Here is a 16,371-nt window from a genome sequence, read left to right as displayed (position 1 = left end):
ACTTTATGCCGCAAGGCCGTTGGATCGTCGGCGCTCGGAGAAGGCTTCGGCCGCAGCCGCCACCGCCTTCGCCGATGAGGGCTTGGCCGCGGGCACCGCGGCCGCTTCCGGGCTCGCCGCAGGGCGCGCGGCGATCGCGATCTTGGACAGGCGCCGCACCACGTTGTCGGCTTCGCCGAGCTGCTTGTAGAGCTGGTCCGACATCTGCGTCGCCGCCGCCAGCTGGCTGCCGAGGTTCTCGTTGACGTCGCGTACCGCGAGCTTCAGCCCGCCGATCGCGCGCTCGGCGATCTCGGTGGCAGTGATCAGCTCGCCGATGACCGCCTTCAGCGAATGCTCGTCCGCCTTCAGCCGCGTCAGCCGCTTGTTGAGCATGACACAGTAGACGATGGTCAGCATCAGCAGGATAGCCACCAGCGTCTCGATCGCCATTCCCAGGGAGTGGTTCATGGGGCCTCCATCATCTTGTTCTGCTCGTCCACCTTCTCGAACATCGCAAGTGTCGTACTTGGCTTGCGCAGGGGTTTCGTCACCCGTATCGCGACGCGGTCGCCGACCCGGCCCATCCGCCCCTCGGTCAGAGTGACGTCGCCGCAACGCACGGTCACGTTGGCATCCGCGCGCATGTCGAGCGGCAGGGTGTCGCCGACCTTGAGCCGCATCAGCTGCTTGAGCGGGATTTCGGCCTCGTAGAGCACGGCATCGACCGCGATCTCGGCCTGGTTGATCTCGGTGGCGAAATGGCCCTCCCAGATCGTGTCGCGGCCGAATTTTTCGCCCATGAACATCTGGAGCAGGACGCCCCGGATCGGCTCGATGGTCGCGTAAGGCAGCAGCAGCTCGATGTTGCCGCCGCGATCTTCCATGTCGATGCGCAGGCGCACCAGGATCGCGGCGTTGGCGGGACGGCTGATCGCGGCGAAACGCGGATTGGTCTCGAGCCGGTCGATCGTGAAGGTGACCGGCGACAGCGGCCGGAACGCCTGCTCGGCGTCGACCAGTACCACCTCGACCAGCCGCTTGACCAGCTCGGTCTCGATCGTGGTGTAGGGCCGGCCCTCGATGCGGAGCTGGCTGGCGCCGCGGCGACCGCCGAGCAGCACGTCGATCATCGAATAGATCAGGCTGGAATCGACCACCGCCATGCCGAAGTTTTCCCACTCCTCGGCCTTGAACACCGAGAGAACGGCCGGCAGCGGGATCGAGTTCATGTAGTCGCCGAAGCGCACCGAGGTGATGCGGTCGAGCGAGACCTCGACGTTGTCGGAGGTGAAATTGCGCAAGGAGGTCGTCAGCAACCGCACCAGGCGGTCGAAGACGATTTCGAGCATCGGCAGACGCTCGTAGGAGACCATCGCTGAATCGATGATCGCGCGAATGCCGGAATGGTCGTCGAGCGTGACGTCGCCGACCGCGAAGCCGAGAAGATTGTCGATCTCCTCCTGCGACAGCACCCGCTCGCCGGAATTCTTGCCGGCGCCGAGATCGCGGCTGCCGTCCTCGACCATGGCCGCCCATTGCAGGGCCATGGTCTCGGATAGTTCGTTTGCGGCAGCAGCCTTCGCGGCCTCCGCGGGATCCTCGGAATCAAGCGAGGCCTCCCATTGGGCGGCAATTGCATCCTGGTCTGGTTGGTCGGTGCCTGCCATGATCCCTAGCCCGTCATGCTCACTGGATCACGACTTCCTTGAACAGCACCGCGCTGACCTGGATCGGGGAAACCGCCGCATTGACGCGCTTGGTCAGCTCTTCCTTGAGGCGGAAGACGCCGGCGGAGCCGTTGAGGTCGGAGGAGCGCAGCTCGCGCACATAGGTCTGGAAGATGTCGGTGATGCGCGGCATCGTCGGCTTGATCGCCTCGATCTGCTTCTCTTCCTTGAGCTCCAGCACGATCTTGAGCTTGAGATATTGCACGCGCTCACCGGGCGCGCCGGCGAGGTTGACCATGATGTCGGGCACGTCGACGAAGGCCGGCGGCTTCGGCGGCGGCGCCGCCTCGGCGTGATGCTCGTCGTCGCCATGACGGAAGAAGAAGAACCAGGTCGCGGCACCGCCACCGAGGACGGCGAGCAGACCGACGGCCATGATGATGAGCTTGAGCTTGTTCTTCGGCGGAGCGGCTTCCGCGCCTTCGACGGCTGCGCCGCCTTCCGCTTCATTGTCTGCCATGGTCGATAGGCTCGCTCATCTCATAAGGGATCGAAAGAGCGAAGCCTCCTGGCAGACAGTGACGCGATACAAATGCCCCAGCGCAGTGCGCTCCTCTTACACGCAAACGCTACGGTAATAATGGTTAACGGAATCTTTCGATTGGGCCTCCACTAGGAAAAATCTGCCGGGCAAACATGGCTAACAGAACCTTTCTGCCGCCTCCCCGCGCCCCTCAAAAATCGACAAGACATTGAAATTACGACATTTTTCGAGTTGGCACGGCTTTCGCTGAGAGAGGACCGAGGCCGGAGGGTTTGGGAGAACCTGGCGGTCTCGTTCACGGGTCGGCCAAGGCGCTTGGGAGAGCGAGGTGGCAGGCTCACTCAGGGGAGATTTCCGATGCAGAACGCGCTTCTGATCGGCTTGTCACGGCAGATGACGTTGGAACGGCAGATGGATGTCATCGCCAACAACGTCGCCAATGCCAACACCAACGGCTTCAAGGCCGACCATTCGCTGTTCGAGGAGTTTCTCAACTCGAACGCGCGTGAGGACAATTTCATCGCGTCCGACCGCCGGGTCTCCTATGTGCAGGACCGCGGCACCTTCCGCGACGTCGGCCAGGGGCCGATGGAGCCGACCAACAACCCGCTCGACATGGCGATCGACGGCAACGCGTTCTTCGCGGTGCAGGCCAATGGTGGCGAACGCTACACCCGCGACGGCAAATTCTCGCTCAACAGCACCGGCCAGCTCGTCACCTCCGATGGCAACCTCGTGCTCGGCACCGGCGGCCCGATCACCTTCCAGCCCACCGACCACGACATCAATGTCGCGCCCGACGGCACCGTCACGGTGCTCGAGGGCACCGCCAAGACCGACTCGATCCGCGGCAAGATCCGCATGGCTGCGTTCGACGATGCGGCGAAGCTGACCAAGCTCGGCGCCAACCTCTACGACGTCGGCTCCGCGACCCCGCAGGCCATCACCAAGTCGACCGTGCGCCAGGGCTACATCGAGAAGTCCAACGTGAACTCGGTCGGCGAGATGAGCCGCATGGTCGAGGTCATGCGCAGCTACACCGCCATCGCCAACCTGCTCCAGCAGCAGAGCGACCTCCACAAATCGGCGATCGAGAAGCTCGCCGACGTTCCGGCCTGATTAGGGGATCATTGACATGCAAGCGCTCCACACCGCTGCGACCGGAATGGCGGCCCAGGAACTCAACGTCCAGGTCATCTCCAACAACATCGCCAACCTGCGCACCACCGGCTTCAAGAAGCAGACGGCGGCGTTCCAGGACCTGATCTACGAGCACGTCCGCCGCGTCGGCGCGCAGGCCTCGGACCAGGGCACCATCGTGCCTGTCGGCGTCGACATCGGCGGCGGCGTCAAGACCGTCGGCACGCCGCGCAGCATGACGCAGGGCACGCTGTCGCAGACCGGCAACGACCTCGACCTCGCGATCTCGGGCGAAGGCTTCTTCAAGATCCTGATGCCCGACGGCACCTTCCAGTACACCCGCGACGGCACCTTCCAGATGGACAACCAGGGCCGCGTCGTCACCGCGCAGGGCAACCCGGTGCAGCCGACCATCACCATCCCGAACAACGCCTCCGGCCTCGCCGTCAACGAGCAGGGCCAGGTCTCGGTGACGCTGCCAGGTTCGTCGACGTCGGCCGTTCAGGGCCAGATCGGCGTGACCCGCTTCATCAACAAGGCGGGCCTCCAGCCCGTCGGCAACAATCAGTTCGTCGAGACGCCCTCTTCCGGCCCGCCGCAGGACGGCACCGCGAACTCCGAAGGCTACGGCAAGGTCACGCAGGGCAGCCTGGAGCAGGCCAATGTCGACGTCGTCTCGGAGATGAGCGACCTGATCGCCGCGCAGCGCGCCTACGAGATGAACGCCAAGGTCATCAGCGCCGCCGACCAGATGATGCAATCGACCACGGCGCTGTTCCGCTGAGGTAATGACGATGATCCGCACCACCCTCGCCACGATCTCCGCTTTCCTGCTGCTGGCGCTGCCGGCGCAGGCCGCCGACGATTTCATCGCAGCGCCGACGCTGCGCGCGAGCGTCACCGTGACCTCGGACGTGGTGCGGGTCGGCGATCTCATCGACAATGCCGGCTCGGCCGCGCTGATCCCGGTCTACCGCTCGCCCGATCTCGGCACCACCGGCGCCCTGCCGGTCGCGCATGTGCTGTCGGTGCTGCGCGCAAAGCAGGTGATCGGCGTGATGACCGGCGACATCAAGGAAGTCCAGGTCACCCGCCTCGCCCGCACACTCGCCAACAAGGACCTCGAAACCGCGGTGTCCTCGGCGCTCGAGCGCCGCTTCGGCCTTGGCGATGCCGCCAACATCGCCGTCACGTTCGACCGCGGCGTCGCCGACATGCGGCTCGACGCCTCCAACACCGGTGTGCTCCAGCCGGTCGCAACCCGCTATGACGCCCGCAACGGCCGTTTCGACATCGCCTTCGAGATCAACAACGACAACAATCCGACGCCGACCAAGCTGCGCTTCACCGGCATCGCGATCGAGACGGTGGAAGTGGCCGTGCTGACGCGCGACATCGACCGCGCCGATCTCCTGAAGTCCTCCGACATCGCGCTCGAGCGCCGGCCGAAGGCAGAGGTCACCGGTGAGGCCGCCTCGCGCGAGCGCACGCTCGGCATGCAGCTGCGCCGGCCGATGCGGGCGGGTACGCCGATCCGCGTCGCCGACATCGTCAAGCCGGACTTCGTGTCGCGCGACCAGAGCGTCACCGTCATCTACCAGGTCCCCGGGATCTACCTCACCACGCGCGGCAAGGCGCTCGAGAGCGGCGCCGAGGGCGACACCGTGAGCGTGCTCAATCTCCAGACCAAGCGCACGCTGGCAGGCATTGTCACCGGTCGCGGCCAGGTGACGATCCAGGGCGCGAGCCAGTCCGCGCCGATGGCGCCTGCGGTCGAGCAGACCTCCTCGCTCAAGCGCGACGAAGCGCCCACCCCGGCGGCCGCTGCTGCAGCGCTCGCACAGAGCCTGGTCCAGCCCCCCGCGTCTCCGGCCCAGATCGCCCAAGCCCAGATTCCGCAAGTTCGCGTCCCGCAAGCTCCAGCCAAGTCAGAGTAAGTCATGTCCAGGTTCAGTTCGGCTTCCCGCCTTCGTCGCGTCGCGATCTCTGGTCTGCTGCTGGCAGTTTGCGCGCTGGCGAGCGGCTGCTCCTCGATCGACCGCCTGTCGCAGATTGGCGAGCAACCGAAATTGTCGGCGATCGACAATCCGACGACGCAGCCCGGCTACAAGCCGGTGCAGATGCCGATGCCGAAGCCGGAAGTCGCCTCCTACAATCCGAACTCATTGTGGCGCAACGGCAGCCGCGCCTTCTTCAAGGACCAGCGCGCGACCCATGTCGGCGACCTCCTGACCGTGACCGTGAACATCACCGACAAGGCCAACATCGCCAACGAGACCCAGCGCAGCCGAACCGCCAAGGAGGATTCGGGGATTACGGATTTCATCGGCAGCAAGACGGTCACGCAGCCGCTCAAGATCCTGCCCGGCCGCCTTCTCACCACCGACTCGACATCCTCCGCCGACGGCAAGGGCTCGGTCAATCGCACGGAGGCCTTGCAGACCAACGTCGCCGCGGTCGTGACCCAGGTGCTGCCGAACGGCAACCTCGTCGTCGAAGGCAAGCAGGAGATCCGCGTCAACTACGAGATCCGCGAGCTCATCGTCGCCGGCATCGTCCGCCCCGAAGACATCCAGAGCGACAACACCATCGATTCCAGCAAGATCGCACAGGCCCGCATCGCCTATGGCGGCCGCGGCCAGATCACGGACGTGCAGCAGCCGCGCTACGGTCAGCAGGTCATGGACGTGCTGTTGCCCTTCTAAGCCTCTCCCGAGCTCCCACATCGTGTTCGCGAACCTAGGCGCGAACGACGATGTACTACGCGGCCTCCGGTAGCTCCCCTGCCGGAGGCCGCATGTATTTTGTAAAGACGATTGGGACGACTGACGGCGGGAATGCCGTAGCAGCCTCACGTAAACTCCGCCTCCACCACGCCCAGCCCGTCCAGCTCCATCCGCACCTTGTCGCCGGCCTTCAGCCACAGCGTCTTCACCAGGCTCCCCGTCAGGACGAGTTGTCCAGCGTGCAGACCCTTGCCCTCGGCGGCGAGGTGGTTGGCGAGCCAGGCGAGTGCATTGTGGGGATGGCCGAGCACGTCGGCCCCGGTGCCGTGGCTGACCTCTTCGCCATTGACGATGGCGCGGCCCTTGACCGCCTTCAGATCCGGCACCGACGAGCGCGGCACCGCCTCACCCAGCACGCAGCCGGCGGCGAAGAAATCGTCGGCGATCAACGTCGGCGCGCCCATCGATTCCCACTTCACATAGCGGTCGTCGACGATCTCGATCGCGGGATGATAGGCCTCGACGGCCTCGCCGACCCATTCGGCCGTGAACGGCGCCTCGCCGGCGGCGAGATCGCGCTGCAATCGCACCGCGATCTCGCACTCGACGCCGACACGGACATAGTCGGCAGCCGCGAGCTTCGCCCCGCTCTCGTGCACGCCCTTCTGGAACACGCCGCCGCCGCAGGGATGCGGGATGCCGATATAGTCCTGCATCACCTGGCTGGTGCAGCCGATCTTGTAGCCGACCAGCGGCCCGACATGCGGCAACAGCAGATCGTGCAGCGCGCGCTGGACCTGATAGCCCTCGGCTTCGTCGGCCGGCGGATGGTCCAGGGCTGCGAGCGGCGCGTGGTTGCGGCGCGCGAGCGCAATCGCCTTTGCGGCTTTGAGAATTTTGTCCATCGGCGCCGGCTCCCACGCTACGCAATTGAGGTCGGCACTTCAGCATCCCCGCCGGGGCGTGACAAGCGCGGGCCAAAGGCAAAGGACGGCCCAAGGGCGCCCTCAGCGCTTCACGAGGCCGAGCCGGATCAGGCTTTCGGCCGTCGCGAGGATCGCCTCGTCGTTGGAACGGGCCTGCCAGCCGAGCAGCGACCTCGCCTTGGCGCTGGTGGAATGCCGAACCCTTCCAAGCATCGGCACGACCGCGCGCAGCAGCGGAATCCGGTTGGCGGCCAGCCGCACCAGCCAGTCCGGGGCCTGGAGCCGCGGAACCCGGCGCGCCCTGGGCCCGAGTTCCCGCCGCAGCACCCTGGCGATATCGAGGATCGACATCGTCTCGCCGGAGACCGCGATGAAGCGCTCGCCTTTTGCTTCGGGCGCCGTCATCGCGCGCAGGTGCAAATCGGCCACGTCGCGCACGTCGACCACGCCGAAATAGACCCGCGGCACCGCCGGCATGGCGCCGTCGAGCAGCGATTTGACGATCTCGATCGAGCCGGAGAAGTCCGGCCCCAGCACGGGGCCAAAAATGCCGGCGGGATTGACGACGGACAATTCGAGCCCACCGCCCTCGCGCGCGACGAAATCCCAGGCCGCCCGCTCGGCCAGGGTCTTGGATTTGATGTAGGGCTGCACGTCGGCGCCGTCGAGATTGGTCCAGTCGGCCTCGTCGAACGGCCTGTCGCGCGCCGGATGGCCATAGCCGATCGCGCCCAGCGACGAGGTGACGACGACCCGCCTGACGCCGGCCTCGCGTGCGGCACGCAGCACCCGCAGCGTGCCGTCGCGGGCCGGGATGATCATCTCGTTCTCGTCCTTGGGAACACTGGTCGACAATGGCGAGGCGACATGGAGCACGTAATCACAGCCGGCGATGGCTTCGCGCCAGCCGTCGTCCGCAGTGAGATCGGCGGTGAAAAAGGACAGGCTTTCAGGCGACGCAGCCCCACCCTCGCGCAACATCGCCAGCACGTCGGCCTGCCGGTCCGGGCGGCGCACCGTGGTCCGCACCTGATGGCCGGCGGCCAGAAGCTGCAGGACGACATGGACGCCGACGAAGCCGGACCCGCCGGTGACCAGAACAATGCTCATTGCCGAGTTCCCCTCATTGCGCAGGCTGGGCGAATTGGTTCCGCCACCCTGCTCAAGGCCGCATCTGGTCACTATCTGCCGGGGAACAAGTAGAATGGATTTCGAGACCGGTATGGAAAACCTGACCAGCGTTTGCGACGGCGACTGCGATTGCAGCCCCGACCCTGCCCTGCTCGCCGACTTCAAGCGCGCCATCCATGCGCTCGGCGGCAAGTGGAAGCTGGAGATCCTGTTCGCGCTGATGAACGGCGCCGTTCGCTTCGGTGCGTTGCGGCGAGCGATCGGCGGCATCACCCAGCACATGCTGACCACGCAGCTGCGCGAGCTTGAGCAGGACGGCCTAGTGTCGCGAACCGTCTTCGCGGAGAAACCTTTGAGGGTCGAGTACGAGTTGACGGATGCGGCCTACGGCCTGTTGCCGTCGTTTAAGGAAATATTGAGCTGGTCCAGGCTTTATGGCGATGCGCGCCTTGTGGCGTCGCAGCAAGCCTGATTGCAGCCAAGCCTGATTGCAGCGATGTGTGAAGCTGCCGGATCGTTGCCTCAGCATTCGAGTCGATCTCGTTGATGCGACTCGCAAAACCTCCCGCACCTGAAGTGAAGGCTGTTTCTCATCGGAACTTACGTGAGCTCGGAGGAAGTGACTCCAGCCCATTGATCGTGATTCACTTTTCACGATCGCGCCTGCGCTGATGCGCGTCACGGCAAGCGGCAGACAAAATGCTGATCACGGCGCTCAAGCGGCACCGTGCGTCCAAAAACAAAGAGCCGCATCGCTGCGGCTCGGACTCTATTCGTCGCGGTAGACCTTCTCGCGTTTCTCGTGGCGCTCCTGCGCTTCCACCGAGAGCGTCGCGATGGGCCGGGCTTCGAGCCGCTTCAGAGAGATCGGCTCGCCGGTGTCCTCGCAATAGCCGTAGGTGTTGTCCTCGATACGCTGGAGCGCGGCGTCGATCTTGGCGATCAACTTGCGCTGGCGGTCGCGGGCGCGGAGTTCGATGGCGCGGTCGGTTTCGGACGATGCCCGATCGGCGAGATCGGGGTGGTTCACGTTCTCCTCCTGCAGAGCCTGCAGCGTGAGCTTGGACTCTTTGAGGATCTCATCCTTCCAGGCGAGGAGCTTCAAACGGAAGTACTCCTTCTGCCGGTCGTTCATGAAAGGCTCTTTTTCGGTCGGTCGGTAGTTTTTCAACTTTTCCAAGGGCGGCCTATCTGTCTAAGCAACGACTCGCAACGGAACGGGGTCCGTTAAGCCGGGCTTATATAGCGGCCTCCTGTGACAGACAATATTTCCCTGATCGTTCGGTTAGCGCCCCCAAGCCCTTGCACAGGAAGGTTTATCCTGGAGAACCCGGGGGCGGCCGAAGGCCTAGTAACCGACCGTGAAACGCTGCCTCGGATGGGCCGGCCGCTCGATCTCGTCGGCGAGCGCAATGGCGTAGTCAGCGAAGCTGATCCAGCTTTTCCCGTTCGCATCTGCGAGAAGCTGATCGGTCCCGAGCCGGAACTTGCCGGTTCGCTCGCCCTCGATGAAGAGGGCCGACGGCGAGATGAAGGTCCAGTTCAGGTCCTTTTCCTGTCGCAGCAGGTCAAGGAAAGCCCCGCCCGCTTCCGCTTCGGCCTTGTATTGGGCGGGAAAACCCGGGGTTGTAACCAGTTTGACGCCGGGAGCGACTTCCAGGCTGCCGGCACCGCCGACAACGAGGTAGCGACCAACGCCGGACGCCTTCGCCGCGCCGATCAGCTTGAGCGGGTCGCTGGCCAGGAAGTGCACGGAACTCACGGCGACGTTATGCCCGGCCCACAGCTTGGCAAGGCCGGCCTGGTCGAGCACGTCGCCCTTGGTGGACGTGACGTTCGGCAGGGTCGCGATCTTCTCGGGGTTCCGAGCGATTGCCGTGACGGCATGGCCGCGGCGCGACAGTTCCTTGGTGATCTCCGACCCGGCCCGGCCCGAGGCGCCGGCGACTGCGATTTTCATGGAAGGCTCCTTTGCTTCTTTTGGTAACTATCGGTTACTAGATATCGCAAAGGATGCTGGTGTTAAGAGAGCACTTTGTGCTTACCTGATTACGCAAGAGTAACCGGGACCCGTCACCGGCGCGCGAGCCGGCAAGGGGCCAAACGGATCGTGAGGAGTTGACGATGAAGCCAGACGTCTATGCTGCGAACTGCCCCACGCGCCAGATCCTCGACCGCGTCGGCGACAAATGGGCGGTGCTGATCCTGCTGCTGCTGCGCGAGGAGCCGATGCGCTTCAATCAGTTGCGCCGAACGATTGAAGGCATTTCGCAGAAGATGTTGAGCCAGGTTCTCAAGTCGCTCGAGCGCGACGGCCTGATCAAGCGTCACGCCATCGCAACCGTACCGGTGACGGTGGAGTATTCGATCACGCAGCTCGGTGTGACGCTCGCGGCCGCCGTCGATCCCCTGCGCGATTGGGCCGAGCAGAATCTGAAGGACGTGCTCGCCGCCCAGAGCCGCTACGACACGCAGCAGAAGGACGAAGCGGCCTAAGCCTGCCCAGCCTTGGCCAGCTCGACCTCGACGCGCAGCTCGATCTCGGACAGCAGGGAATCCAAACCAGGATCGCCCGAGGATGATTTCAGGTTCGCCGCGGCATCGCGCAGCCGCATCACGGTCGAGGCGTCGAGATTGCCGGACAGTAGTCCCATCTTGAGATCGTCGAGCACGTCGAGCGCGGTCCTGCCGCGGGCGACCGAGCGCTTGCGGCGCTCGACCGGATCTTCCTCGATGCCCTGCAGCGCGAGCAGCCCGTCGATGTTCGCGGCGGCCTTCGGTGCGGCAGCGCCCCGCGTCTCCTGCGCCGACGAGGTGTCGGGCAGCACGAAGGTGCCGGAGCTCGTCCGCCTGGCCTGGCTGGCCGGCGTACCAAGCGTGGTGCCATTCGGTCCGTAGATGCGCATCGCAGGAATCCGGGTGATCGATGCCGTCACCTTCGCCGTCTTATGGTTAACGGCGCGTAAACGGCCCGGCAAAATCTGCCGACAGGCGGCAGTTTCGCTCCTCAGGGAGAACGCTCCCTGACACCGGTGGAAACAGGTTTATTCAACCTATTCAATCGCGTAACCCCGCTGCCCCGCGTTGGCACAGCACTCGCAAGGAAAGCGTCGGACCAGCTCGTCATGGGAGTGTCGAGGATGGTCCGAGATGTGAGGAGCCTCGGGGAGCAGAGGATGCCAGGCGTTCGTTGGGTGAGGATTGTTGGGGTGGCCTGCGCCGCGCTGTCAGCGCTGGCGCTCTCGGTCACGTCTGCAAGCGCGACATCGCGCATCAAGGACCTCGCCAATATCGAGGGTGTGCGGCAGAACCAGCTCATCGGCTACGGCCTCGTCGTCGGCCTCAACGGCACCGGCGATACGCTCAACAACATCCCCTTCACCAAGCAGTCGCTGCAAGCGATGCTCGAGCGCATGGGCGTCAACATCCGCGGCGCCACCATCCGCACCGGCAACGTCGCCGCCGTGATGGTCACGGGCAATCTGCCGGCCTTCGCCACCCAGGGCACGCGCATGGACGTCACAGTCTCCGCGCTGGGCGACGCCAAGGATCTGCGCGGCGGCACCCTGCTGGTCACGCCCCTGCTCGGCGCCGACGGCAATGTCTACGCGGTCGGACAGGGCTCGCTCGCGATCTCCGGTTTCCAGGCCGAGGGCGAAGCCGCGAAAATCGTGCGCGGCGTTCCGACCGTCGGCCGCATCGCCAACGGCGCCATCATCGAGCGCGAGATCGAGTTCGCGCTCAATCGGCTGCCGAACGTGCGGCTCGCGCTGCGCAACGCCGACTTCACCACAGCCAAGCGGATCGCGGCTGCGATCAACGACTATCTCGGCGTCAAGACCGCCGAACCGATCGATCCCTCGACGGTGCAGCTTTCGATCCCGCCGGAGTTCAAGGGCAACGTCGTCGCCTTCCTCACCGAGATCGAGCAGCTCCAGGTCGATCCTGATCTCGCCGCCAAGATCGTCATCGACGAACGCAGCGGCATCATCGTGATGGGCCGCGACGTTCGCGTCGCCACCGTCGCGGTGGCGCAAGGCAACCTCACCGTCACCATCTCCGAGAGCCCGCAGGTCAGCCAGCCCAACCCGCTGTCACGCGGGCGCACGGTGGTCACGCCGCGCACCGGCGTCAGCGTCGTCGAGGACGGCAAGAAGTTCGCCGTCGTCAAGGACGGCGTCTCGCTTCAGCAGCTCGTCGACGGCCTCAACGGCCTCGGCATCGGCCCGCGCGACCTCATCAGCATCCTCCAGGCGATCAAGGCCGCCGGCGCGATCGAAGCCGACATCGAGGTGATGTAATGCAGACCAGCATGATCAACACCCCGCACGTCGTCACCTCCTCGGCCTTCTCGGTGGAGAGCCGCAACGGCCGGCCCGACTTCGAGCTCGCCGCCGCGTTGCAGAAGGTCTCGCCACAGCAGCAGTCCAAGGCGCAGAAGACCGCCACCGATTTCGAGGCGATGTTCCTCAACAGCATGTTCTCGCAGATGACCTCGGGCCTGAAGGGCGAAGGTCCGTTCGGCGACACTCCGGGCACCGGCGTGTGGCGCTCGATGCTGACCGAGCAATATTCCAAGAACTTCGCCAAGGCCGGCGGCGTTGGTGTCGCCACCGAAGTCTACCGCACCCTCATCATGCAGCAGGCGAAAACGATCCGCACGGCATAAGGTCAACCGAGATGAACCATTTCAACGCCTCACGTCAGCCGGTGCAAGCGCAGCGCCCCAACACCGCACCCGGCAACGCCGAGGCTCGCAAGGTCGCCGAGCAGCTGATGGATGCGATGAACGCCCTGCTCGGACTGGTCGAGCGCGAGACCGAGCTCGTTCGCGCCGGCCAGGTCCGCGAAGCGATGACGCTCGAGGGCAAGAAGCAGGAGCTGTCGCGCAACTATGTCAGCGCCGTCAGCGAATTGAAGACGAACCAGGCCCAGCTCGCGAAATCCGCGCCCGAGCTGCTCTCGACGCTGCATCGGCACCACGATGCGTTCCGCGCGATGCTCCAGGTCAATCTCACCGTGCTAGCGACCGCACACGCGGTCTCCGAGAGCGTGGTGCGCGGCGTCAACGCCGAGATCCAGAAGCGCAACGTGCCGAACACCTACACGGCGGCGGGACGCCGCGCGGCTCCGGGCCCACGCCATATCACCCCACTCGCAGTCAGCCGCTCGCTCTGAGCGCGCGCGAAAACTCCCTGCAATTTTACGAAAAACCGCGCGGCGATATCGTCGCGCGGTTAGGCACGTTTGCTTACCCGGTCTTCAATCCTGGTGTTCCATGGTTGCGTATTGAGAGGGGTTGGGATTTGACTCAGACGAGGCAACCAGGAGGCTGCCATGAGTACAGATTTCAGCATCAGGCCGGTGGGGATACCGGCCCCCGTGCAGATCATAACGACGTCCAATGCGGCGGCGAACGAGGCCGTGCAAACTGATTTGCCGGTGAGCCAGACGGTCGCCGCGAGCAATACGAGCGCGGCTGCGCGCAATGATTTGCAGAGCACCAACGATAGCGTTTCACGCCAGGTCGTTTTCAACCAGCCCGCCGCGTCCTTCGTGTTCCAGGTTGTGAACGAAAGGACCGATGCGGTTGTCGATCAGTTTCCGGACGAAGCGATGCTGCGGCGGCGGGCCTATTTCCACGCACTGGATATGAAGTCCGAGCCCCCGCGTCCACTCAGCACCGATCGCAGCGCCTGACGTTCACGCAGCGGGTCGCGACGGCCGTATCGACGTCGCGAACCGGTCGCGTTTACGACCGTCCCGAAAGACCGGCGGCGATATTGCGATTGATCTCGATCAGCGGGCGGAAGTGATCGAGCTGCGGGCTCATCAGCAGCGCTGCAGTCTGGCTCAGCACGAACACGCTGATGTTGGCGATCCTCTGCCGAACGTCGAGCGGCTGCGGATTGGTGTCGCGCATCGCCTCGCTCAGGAAGATGGTCCAGAGCTTGCGGTTGAACATCAACGCCTGCGTCGTCTGCTCGTTGAAGGGATCGGCACTGTTGATGGCGTCCTGCAGCTTGTTGGCGGCCTTCAGGAGCGTCTGCGCCTCGATATCGCGAGGAGACGCAGTGGTCGTGGCTACACGCGCGTAGGCCGAAGCAGCAGAACTCGACATCGATCACCCTGGAGGTTTCCTCGCCCGTTGTACAGGCTTAAGGATTTCTTTCCCAACCCTAGGCAGCACCGCTTAAGATTTGCTTACGTGAGAGTGCGGACGATCTCCGGACAATTACGGGTCGCGGCATCCACCTTCACCTCCAGGCTAAATCCGAGTGCGCGCACTGTAAACGATTGCATCCATCATGCGCTGATCTGAGCTAATCGACAGTTAGCGATCTCGCTCAAAACAACGGCGAAGCCTAGGCTTCGCCGTTGAATGATTCATCGTGTACGTCAGCGTCGCGCTTAGCGGAGGAGCTGAAGCACGCTCTGCTGCGACTGGTTGGCGAGCGACAGCGCGGAGACTGCGATCGACTGGCGCGTCGAGAGCGCCTGGCTGTTGGCCGCTTCCTCGTTGGTGTCCGCGAGCGTCAAGCTCGACGAGCCGGTCTGCAGCACGTTGATCAGGTTCTTGCTGAAGTCCTGACGGATCTGCACGATCGACAGGTTCGAACCGAGCGTCGACGCCTCGGCACGCAGTGTGGTGCTGGCCGAGTTGAGCGAAGTCAGAATGGCGTTCGCCGATTTCGAGTCCAGGAAATCAACGCCCGAGGTCAAGGGAGCAAGGTTGAGGCCGGCGTCGTTGAAGGTCACGCCCTGAATGTTCAGCGTCGAACGCCCGGTTTCGTTGAACACGAGCTTGAGCGTATCGCCGTTCAGCAGATTCACGCCGTTGTAGGAAGAGTCCTGCGCCGTGGTGTTGATTTGCGCGAGCACGTTGTTGTACTGCCCGACCAGATTGGCGCGCGTGGCTTGCGAATCCGGGTCGACGGTGGGCGCTTGCGCGATCAGGCCATAGAAGGGCTGGCCGCTCGCCGCGGCCGTGCCGCCGATTGCGCCGATCGTCGAGGACGCCGAGTCGTTGGAGGTCACGATGTTGAGATGACCGGTCGTGTCGATCGTTGCCTGCAGGTTGTTCGCCGCCAGCGCCGCGTTGAGCTGATTGAGCGTGGAAACCTGCCCGACGCCGGCGCCGAAGGTGATGCTGGTGGCGGTGCCGCCGCCGGTCGCGCCGATCGTCAACGTCTTGCCGCTGAGCGGGGGCGGAACGCGGGCGGTGGTGCCGGCAGTGAGGCCGAGCGCCGTGAGCACGTTGCCCGAGCCGGAGATCGCCAGATCCTGGCTCGTGCCGGTGCTGAGCACGAGCTTGCCGCCGGAAACGGTCGAGGCCGTGCCCGTACCCGTGATGCCGTCGATCGCGCTCAGGACCGACTGCACCGTGAGTGTGCTGCCGGCACCGATGCCGATCGTGACGTTGCCGAACGAGTCGGTGGTCGAGGTGGTTTGCGCGGTCGAGAAGGTGATCGTCTTGCCGTCGACAGTCAGGACCGAACCGTTGGTGATCGTCGTACCGAGATCGTCGGAACCCGCACCGGCGGTACCGACCAGCTTGGTCGCGCCCGTGATCGGCGCCGCGCCGCTCGTATCGTCATTGTTGACGACGGTGCCGGTGACCGTGTTGTTGGTGTATGCCGTGCCCAGCAGGTTGTTGGCGGTCGCACCGGGGACCGCGGCCGCCGTCACGTTGGACTTGGGCGAGTACCCTGTCGGGCTCTGCAGCACCTGGCTGGCGATCGATTTGGCGCTGTCGACCAGCTTTTGCAGCGAGGTGATGCCGGTGTTCGCGGCCTGCAGCACCTGCACACCGTTGCTGATGCCATCCAGGAGATTGCTGATGTCGCTGGCGCGATTGTCGAGCCCCTGTGCGGTGAAGAAGTTGGTCGGATTGTCCAGCGCCGTGTTGACCTTCTTGCCGGTTGCAAGACGTTCCTGCGTGGTAGCGAGCAGGTCGGCTGTCGACTGCAGCGACAACAGGTTCTGGCGGACTGATGCCGAGAGAACGATGTTGGACATTGGCAGATCTTCCTCTTGGAGCGCGACGCGTACGAATCGGAGCCCGCCGGTCTGGCAAATGGGCTTTTGTCTAGTTCTAGGCGCACTCCTTTAAATTAAGGTTAATGGCCGCTTAAGCCACAGGGTTAACAAGGTATTAGCCGGTCAGGGTTCCCTGAAACCCGGCTCACGCAGCATCACGCGCAAAAAAACGGCGGGGCAAAAGCCCCGCCGTAATGCCTTGTTTGACGATTTTC

At 64.4% G+C, this 16,371-nt stretch carries 20 protein-coding genes; 10 read left to right on the top strand and 10 right to left on the bottom strand.

What is annotated here, in order from left to right:
• Positions 1-3: 3 nt before the first annotated feature.
• The 3 genes from AB7531_RS14885 to fliL are packed head-to-tail and all read right to left on the bottom strand — an operon-like array spanning position 4 to position 2,169.
• Positions 4-450 carry a DUF6468 domain-containing protein gene (locus AB7531_RS14885; protein WP_063982280.1) on the bottom strand — a complete coding sequence of 149 codons (447 nt, stop codon included), beginning with the start codon at positions 448-450 and terminating at the stop codon, positions 4-6.
• Positions 447-1,649 carry a flagellar motor switch protein FliM gene (gene fliM, locus AB7531_RS14880; RefSeq protein ID WP_063982279.1) on the bottom strand — a complete coding sequence of 401 codons (1,203 nt, stop codon included), beginning with the start codon at positions 1,647-1,649 and terminating at the stop codon, positions 447-449. Before fliM ends, AB7531_RS14885 begins: the two co-directional genes overlap by 4 nt.
• 19 nt (positions 1,650-1,668) lie before the next feature.
• Positions 1,669-2,169 carry a flagellar basal body-associated protein FliL gene (fliL, locus tag AB7531_RS14875; RefSeq protein ID WP_063982278.1) on the bottom strand — a complete coding sequence of 167 codons (501 nt, stop codon included), beginning with the start codon at positions 2,167-2,169 and terminating at the stop codon, positions 1,669-1,671.
• A gap of 381 nt (positions 2,170-2,550) precedes the next feature.
• Here fliL and flgF point away from each other — a divergent pair, with 381 nt between their 5' ends.
• The 4 genes from flgF to flgH are packed head-to-tail and all read left to right on the top strand — an operon-like array spanning position 2,551 to position 6,038.
• On the top strand, positions 2,551-3,312 hold the full coding sequence (gene flgF / locus AB7531_RS14870) for a flagellar basal-body rod protein FlgF (RefSeq protein WP_063982277.1): 762 nt from the start codon (positions 2,551-2,553) through the stop codon (positions 3,310-3,312).
• Between the two features lie 16 nt (positions 3,313-3,328).
• Positions 3,329-4,117 carry a flagellar basal-body rod protein FlgG gene (flgG, locus tag AB7531_RS14865; RefSeq protein WP_014494004.1) on the top strand — a complete coding sequence of 263 codons (789 nt, stop codon included), beginning with the start codon at positions 3,329-3,331 and terminating at the stop codon, positions 4,115-4,117.
• A 10-nt stretch (positions 4,118-4,127) separates the two neighbouring features.
• On the top strand, positions 4,128-5,270 hold the full coding sequence (gene flgA / locus AB7531_RS14860; protein WP_063986242.1) for a flagellar basal body P-ring formation chaperone FlgA: 1,143 nt from the start codon (positions 4,128-4,130) through the stop codon (positions 5,268-5,270).
• 3 nt (positions 5,271-5,273) lie between these two features.
• A complete protein-coding gene (flgH, locus tag AB7531_RS14855; RefSeq protein ID WP_063982276.1) occupies positions 5,274-6,038 on the top strand; it encodes a flagellar basal body L-ring protein FlgH in 765 nt (254 codons plus the stop codon).
• Between the two features lie 146 nt (positions 6,039-6,184).
• Here the strand turns inward: flgH and AB7531_RS14850 are convergent, their stop codons facing one another.
• Positions 6,185-6,964 carry a 2-keto-4-pentenoate hydratase gene (locus AB7531_RS14850; protein WP_063982275.1) on the bottom strand — a complete coding sequence of 260 codons (780 nt, stop codon included), beginning with the start codon at positions 6,962-6,964 and terminating at the stop codon, positions 6,185-6,187.
• 102 nt (positions 6,965-7,066) lie between these two features.
• Complete coding sequence (locus AB7531_RS14845; protein ID WP_063982274.1) at positions 7,067-8,095, bottom strand: SDR family oxidoreductase; 1,029 nt, start codon at positions 8,093-8,095, stop codon at positions 7,067-7,069.
• A gap of 94 nt (positions 8,096-8,189) precedes the next feature.
• Here AB7531_RS14845 and AB7531_RS14840 point away from each other — a divergent pair, with 94 nt between their 5' ends.
• The gene (locus AB7531_RS14840; RefSeq protein ID WP_187388007.1) at positions 8,190-8,588 is read left to right on the top strand and encodes a winged helix-turn-helix transcriptional regulator; all 399 of its coding nucleotides are present in this window, start codon (positions 8,190-8,192) and stop codon (positions 8,586-8,588) included.
• A gap of 297 nt (positions 8,589-8,885) precedes the next feature.
• Here the strand turns inward: AB7531_RS14840 and dksA are convergent, their stop codons facing one another.
• Positions 8,886-9,251 carry an RNA polymerase-binding protein DksA gene (gene dksA, locus AB7531_RS14835; RefSeq protein ID WP_008554760.1) on the bottom strand — a complete coding sequence of 122 codons (366 nt, stop codon included), beginning with the start codon at positions 9,249-9,251 and terminating at the stop codon, positions 8,886-8,888.
• Positions 9,252-9,464: 213 nt separating this feature from the next.
• Positions 9,465-10,076: an NAD(P)-dependent oxidoreductase gene (locus tag AB7531_RS14830; protein WP_063982273.1), complete on the bottom strand. Its 612-nt coding sequence runs from the start codon at positions 10,074-10,076 to the stop codon at positions 9,465-9,467.
• Positions 10,077-10,240: 164 nt separating this feature from the next.
• Here AB7531_RS14830 and AB7531_RS14825 point away from each other — a divergent pair, with 164 nt between their 5' ends.
• Complete coding sequence (locus tag AB7531_RS14825; protein WP_063982272.1) at positions 10,241-10,612, top strand: winged helix-turn-helix transcriptional regulator; 372 nt, start codon at positions 10,241-10,243, stop codon at positions 10,610-10,612.
• Here the strand turns inward: AB7531_RS14825 and AB7531_RS14820 are convergent.
• Positions 10,609-11,022, bottom strand: coding sequence for a flagellar assembly protein FliX (locus AB7531_RS14820; protein ID WP_063982271.1), 414 nt, complete (start codon positions 11,020-11,022; stop codon positions 10,609-10,611). The two genes, AB7531_RS14825 and AB7531_RS14820, sit on opposite strands and share 4 nt — an antisense overlap.
• A 270-nt stretch (positions 11,023-11,292) precedes the next feature.
• Here AB7531_RS14820 and AB7531_RS14815 point away from each other — a divergent pair, with 270 nt between their 5' ends.
• From AB7531_RS14815 to AB7531_RS14800, 4 genes are all read left to right on the top strand, one after another.
• The gene (locus AB7531_RS14815; RefSeq protein ID WP_028148517.1) at positions 11,293-12,417 is read left to right on the top strand and encodes a flagellar basal body P-ring protein FlgI; all 1,125 of its coding nucleotides are present in this window, start codon (positions 11,293-11,295) and stop codon (positions 12,415-12,417) included.
• The gene (gene flgJ / locus AB7531_RS14810; protein ID WP_028148518.1) at positions 12,417-12,785 is read left to right on the top strand and encodes a flagellar assembly peptidoglycan hydrolase FlgJ; all 369 of its coding nucleotides are present in this window, start codon (positions 12,417-12,419) and stop codon (positions 12,783-12,785) included. Before AB7531_RS14815 ends, flgJ begins: the two co-directional genes overlap by 1 nt.
• An 11-nt stretch (positions 12,786-12,796) precedes the next feature.
• The gene (locus AB7531_RS14805) at positions 12,797-13,294 is read left to right on the top strand and encodes a hypothetical protein (RefSeq protein WP_063982269.1); all 498 of its coding nucleotides are present in this window, start codon (positions 12,797-12,799) and stop codon (positions 13,292-13,294) included.
• 159 nt (positions 13,295-13,453) lie between these two features.
• Positions 13,454-13,816, top strand: coding sequence for a hypothetical protein (locus tag AB7531_RS14800; RefSeq protein ID WP_063982268.1), 363 nt, complete (start codon positions 13,454-13,456; stop codon positions 13,814-13,816).
• A gap of 52 nt (positions 13,817-13,868) precedes the next feature.
• Here AB7531_RS14800 and flaF read toward each other — a convergent pair whose 3' ends face one another.
• Positions 13,869-14,237 carry a flagellar biosynthesis regulator FlaF gene (flaF, locus tag AB7531_RS14795; RefSeq protein WP_014493991.1) on the bottom strand — a complete coding sequence of 123 codons (369 nt, stop codon included), beginning with the start codon at positions 14,235-14,237 and terminating at the stop codon, positions 13,869-13,871.
• 290 nt (positions 14,238-14,527) lie between these two features.
• Entirely contained in the window at positions 14,528-16,135 is a 1,608-nt protein-coding gene (locus tag AB7531_RS14790) for a flagellin N-terminal helical domain-containing protein (protein ID WP_028148522.1), read from the bottom strand.
• Between the last annotated feature and the right edge of the window lie 236 nt (positions 16,136-16,371).

The sequence above is a fragment of the Bradyrhizobium sp. 63_E2_N1_3 genome, from assembly GCF_052076005.1.
GTDB classification, from domain to species: Bacteria; Pseudomonadota; Alphaproteobacteria; order Rhizobiales; family Xanthobacteraceae; genus Bradyrhizobium; species Bradyrhizobium barranii.
Note: the sequence above shows the minus strand (reverse complement) of the source record. Positions and strands in the feature narration are given on the sequence as shown.

Coding starts and splice junctions, on each gene's coding strand:
- AB7531_RS14805 (WP_063982269.1), top strand. CDS start 12,797: ATGAACCATTTCAACGCCTCACGTCAGCCGGTGCAAGCGCAGCGCCCC.
- AB7531_RS14845 (WP_063982274.1), bottom strand. CDS start 8,095: ATGAGCATTGTTCTGGTCACCGGCGGGTCCGGCTTCGTCGGCGTCCAT.
- AB7531_RS14850 (WP_063982275.1), bottom strand. CDS start 6,964: ATGGACAAAATTCTCAAAGCCGCAAAGGCGATTGCGCTCGCGCGCCGC.
- flgA (WP_063986242.1), top strand. CDS start 4,128: ATGATCCGCACCACCCTCGCCACGATCTCCGCTTTCCTGCTGCTGGCG.
- flgF (WP_063982277.1), top strand. CDS start 2,551: ATGCAGAACGCGCTTCTGATCGGCTTGTCACGGCAGATGACGTTGGAA.
- fliL (WP_063982278.1), bottom strand. CDS start 2,169: ATGGCAGACAATGAAGCGGAAGGCGGCGCAGCCGTCGAAGGCGCGGAA.
- AB7531_RS14885 (WP_063982280.1), bottom strand. CDS start 450: ATGAACCACTCCCTGGGAATGGCGATCGAGACGCTGGTGGCTATCCTG.
- flgG (WP_014494004.1), top strand. CDS start 3,329: ATGCAAGCGCTCCACACCGCTGCGACCGGAATGGCGGCCCAGGAACTC.
- fliM (WP_063982279.1), bottom strand. CDS start 1,649: ATGGCAGGCACCGACCAACCAGACCAGGATGCAATTGCCGCCCAATGG.
- flaF (WP_014493991.1), bottom strand. CDS start 14,237: ATGTCGAGTTCTGCTGCTTCGGCCTACGCGCGTGTAGCCACGACCACT.
- flgJ (WP_028148518.1), top strand. CDS start 12,417: ATGCAGACCAGCATGATCAACACCCCGCACGTCGTCACCTCCTCGGCC.
- dksA (WP_008554760.1), bottom strand. CDS start 9,251: ATGAACGACCGGCAGAAGGAGTACTTCCGTTTGAAGCTCCTCGCCTGG.
- AB7531_RS14800 (WP_063982268.1), top strand. CDS start 13,454: ATGAGTACAGATTTCAGCATCAGGCCGGTGGGGATACCGGCCCCCGTG.
- AB7531_RS14830 (WP_063982273.1), bottom strand. CDS start 10,076: ATGAAAATCGCAGTCGCCGGCGCCTCGGGCCGGGCCGGGTCGGAGATC.
- AB7531_RS14815 (WP_028148517.1), top strand. CDS start 11,293: ATGCCAGGCGTTCGTTGGGTGAGGATTGTTGGGGTGGCCTGCGCCGCG.
- flgH (WP_063982276.1), top strand. CDS start 5,274: ATGTCCAGGTTCAGTTCGGCTTCCCGCCTTCGTCGCGTCGCGATCTCT.
- AB7531_RS14840 (WP_187388007.1), top strand. CDS start 8,190: ATGGATTTCGAGACCGGTATGGAAAACCTGACCAGCGTTTGCGACGGC.
- AB7531_RS14820 (WP_063982271.1), bottom strand. CDS start 11,022: ATGCGCATCTACGGACCGAATGGCACCACGCTTGGTACGCCGGCCAGC.
- AB7531_RS14790 (WP_028148522.1), bottom strand. CDS start 16,135: ATGTCCAACATCGTTCTCTCGGCATCAGTCCGCCAGAACCTGTTGTCG.
- AB7531_RS14825 (WP_063982272.1), top strand. CDS start 10,241: ATGAAGCCAGACGTCTATGCTGCGAACTGCCCCACGCGCCAGATCCTC.